This window comes from Pontibacterium sp. (assembly GCF_041587635.1).
GTDB lineage: Bacteria > Pseudomonadota > Gammaproteobacteria > Pseudomonadales > Balneatricaceae > Pontibacterium.
The window spans coordinates 1-2,618 of sequence record NZ_JBFGYC010000557.1; the positions used below are offsets into that span (position 1 = coordinate 1).

Consider the following 2,618-nt stretch of genomic DNA (forward strand, 5'->3'; position numbering starts at 1 on the left):
GAAATTGCTCTGGCAAAAGGTAAGAAACAGCATGATAAACGCGCTGACGACAAAGATAAGGATTGGGCAAGACAGAAACAACGTCTCATGGCAGCGAAGTAATTCTTCCTTCTTTATTGTCTTAGGCTATAATGGCCGCACATTTTGGGGGTGACTTGGCTTCGACGCTGATTGCGAAACCTCAGGTGCATGTCGTGAGTGTAGTGAATCACGTAAATAAATTACTACACAGTTATAGTTGCTAACGACGATAACTACGCACTAGCAGCATAAGCCTGCTACGCCACACTCTCAGGTGTCTGTAACTAAGAGGTTCGTGGTGTCATTCGAGACAGAATCGCCCGGAAGCTTTGTCTCAAGCTGAACGGTTAAAACTAAAGAGGCTCGCCCTAAACGCCCTGACCCTTGGGCCGTGATGGGTTAACTTAATAAAGGTGTCTAAACATGTAGATCCGGGGGCAGAGGATTGGCGGACGCGGGTTCGAAACCCGCCACCTCCACCACCTTTCTCTTTATAGGTCTTAGACTTATAAAGAACCCAAACGAAAGGGACCTCTTTTGGTCCACAAAAAAACCGGCTTAGGCCGGTTTTTTTGTGCCTGTTTTTTAGACTTAAGACCATACTCCACCCGCTACCTTCCCACGCTGTTTAGCGTATCTCACCTGAATATCAAACACCCACAAAATAAATATTTTTTAACCATAAAGCAGAAATCAGACAAATTTCCTTAGATATCTTTATTAATCACCAAGAAATGCTAATATTTATTTATCCAAGTAAATAATCCATGCTTAAAACTTAACAATATTTGGTTATTTTTATGACTGAGAAACCTGAAACGGCCGATGATGCTCTGTCATTGATGAACGAAGTCGGCAGTTATATTGATGCTCAGGCAAAAGAGATCGCTCAGTTACGCGGCCAGCGCCATCTCAAACCGTTCGATGAAGTCGGTTCAACGATTCGCGAAGCCCGACTACGTCAAAACCTGACCCTTGAGAATCTGGCGAGTTACAGCGGTGTTTCCGAGGTCACAATTGGCAAGATCGAAAAGGGGCAGGTTAACGTCAATACGAAAAAACTGCGTGCGGTGCTCAAGGCACTGGGTATGGACCTGTGGGTCGGATAGCCGAAGTGTATTACAACGGTTATCGGGCGGGTACGCTGACTGAGACAGATGACACGCGTTACCGCTTTGAATACCACCCGGATTATCTGGCTCATGGGGCACCGTTGGCATTTCGCTTACCGTTGCAGAACGCCCCCTTTGAATCTGATGTGCTGTTTCCATTCTTTGAGAATTTAGCATCGGAGGGCTGGATGAAAAGAATGCAATCCACCCGCATGAAGATCGATGAACAGGACACCTTCGGTCTGTTGATACGGAATGGTAACGACCTGATTGGGGCGGTGTCCCTGAAGGAAGTAAGCGCATGACACAGTGTTATATAACCTTGGACACCTTATCTGAACGGAACAGAAACCTGCTGATGAAAGATTCAGCGGCGATCAAACTGTACGGTAATAACAAGGTCAATGCTCGCTTAAACATCACCCGTCAGGAGTTGTTTGCCCAAGGTGCAAAGTTTACCCAAGGTATGTCGATCTCAGGCGTGCAGCAGAAGCTGTCCCTTAAACTCGACCCGACCACGAACACGCTGATCCCGACCGATAAAGACGGGGAGTATATTCTCAAACCGACACCCGACGGCCTGCCTTATTGTGCAGAAATGGAACACCTGAGCATGGAGATTAGCCGCGCCCTGAAGATTGAAACCGCGTTGTGCGGACTGGTGGAGTTCTCAGACGGGGAACGGGCCTATATCACCAGGCGGTTTGACCGCACTCTAAGCGGGAAACTGCATCAGGAAGATCCGTGCTCACTGTCTGACAAGCTCAAGGACGATAAGTACAACAGCACCTATGAAACGGCCGGTCGTATCCTTGCAGAGGCGACAGGTGGCAAGGTGGCCGTTCTGGACGACTACTTCAAGCGGGTGTTGCTGGCTTACCTGATCGGCAACGACGATCTTCACCTGAAAAATATCAGCGTCATGCGGTTACCCGATAACAAAGACCGCGTATATGACAAGCTGACACCCCACTACGATAACCTTTGCACTGAGTTTTATGAGACGGGCATGATGAACCACTTGGCAATGCCCTTGCTGGATGCCGATGACGATGCTTCACAGGGGTTTTCAGAGGCATACCAACATTTCGGATTCTACACCCGTGCCGATTTCATGACGCTGGCAGAAAACATTGGACTACCGGCGAAAGCCGCAGATAATTCTATTAAGGCGATCGCTAAAGCGATGCAGAAGATTAAGGACCTGATTGAGAACGCTTACATTCCCGGGGAATATAAACCGAAATATACTGGGCTAGTTAAGCAGCGCTACAAAGCAATCTGCGCAGAACACATATCGGTATAACACGGAAAGATGCTCAGTATGACTACTAAGCAGAGGGGCTATGGCTATTGTTCAGAGAGAAAAGCAGGAAAGAGCTGAGACGCAACAAGCGTAACCCGTCGCGTCCTAGCAATAGATAGAATCACATTTCGTCGATCTGACGACGGATATCTTCGATTTTACGCGCTACGACTTTTTCA

4 protein-coding genes and 1 other RNA gene are annotated in these 2,618 nt (G+C 47.7%); all 5 read left to right on the forward strand.

Translation table 11 applies throughout. The annotated features are described in order from the left end of the window. The first annotated feature begins 9 nt into the window (after positions 1–9). The 5 genes from ABYW01_RS18940 (at position 10) to ABYW01_RS18960 (ending at position 2,439) form a co-directional block, all read left to right on the forward strand. On the forward strand, positions 10–102 hold the full coding sequence (locus tag ABYW01_RS18940) for a hypothetical protein (RefSeq protein ID WP_372835869.1): 93 nt from the start codon (positions 10–12) through the stop codon (positions 100–102). A gap of 44 nt (positions 103–146) precedes the next feature. Next, positions 147–503, forward strand: a transfer-messenger RNA (tmRNA) gene (ssrA, locus tag ABYW01_RS18945). Between the two features lie 318 nt (positions 504–821). After that, on the forward strand, positions 822–1,130 hold the full coding sequence (locus tag ABYW01_RS18950; protein ID WP_372835864.1) for a helix-turn-helix domain-containing protein: 309 nt from the start codon (positions 822–824) through the stop codon (positions 1,128–1,130). Beyond that, positions 1,118–1,438, forward strand: coding sequence for a HipA N-terminal domain-containing protein (locus ABYW01_RS18955; protein WP_372835866.1), 321 nt, complete (start codon positions 1,118–1,120; stop codon positions 1,436–1,438). The genes ABYW01_RS18950 and ABYW01_RS18955 overlap by 13 nt, the downstream gene beginning before the upstream one ends. Before the next feature lie 53 nt (positions 1,439–1,491). Then, positions 1,492–2,439: a type II toxin-antitoxin system HipA family toxin gene (locus ABYW01_RS18960; RefSeq protein ID WP_372835867.1), complete on the forward strand. Its 948-nt coding sequence runs from the start codon at positions 1,492–1,494 to the stop codon at positions 2,437–2,439. The last annotated feature ends 179 nt before the right edge of the window (positions 2,440–2,618 follow it).

Excerpts from the sequence above, each read along its gene's own strand:
- ABYW01_RS18950 (WP_372835864.1), top strand. The coding sequence starts at position 822 with ATGACTGAGAAACCTGAAACGGCCGATGATGCTCTGTCATTGATGAAC.
- ABYW01_RS18960 (WP_372835867.1), top strand. The coding sequence starts at position 1,492 with ATGAAAGATTCAGCGGCGATCAAACTGTACGGTAATAACAAGGTCAAT.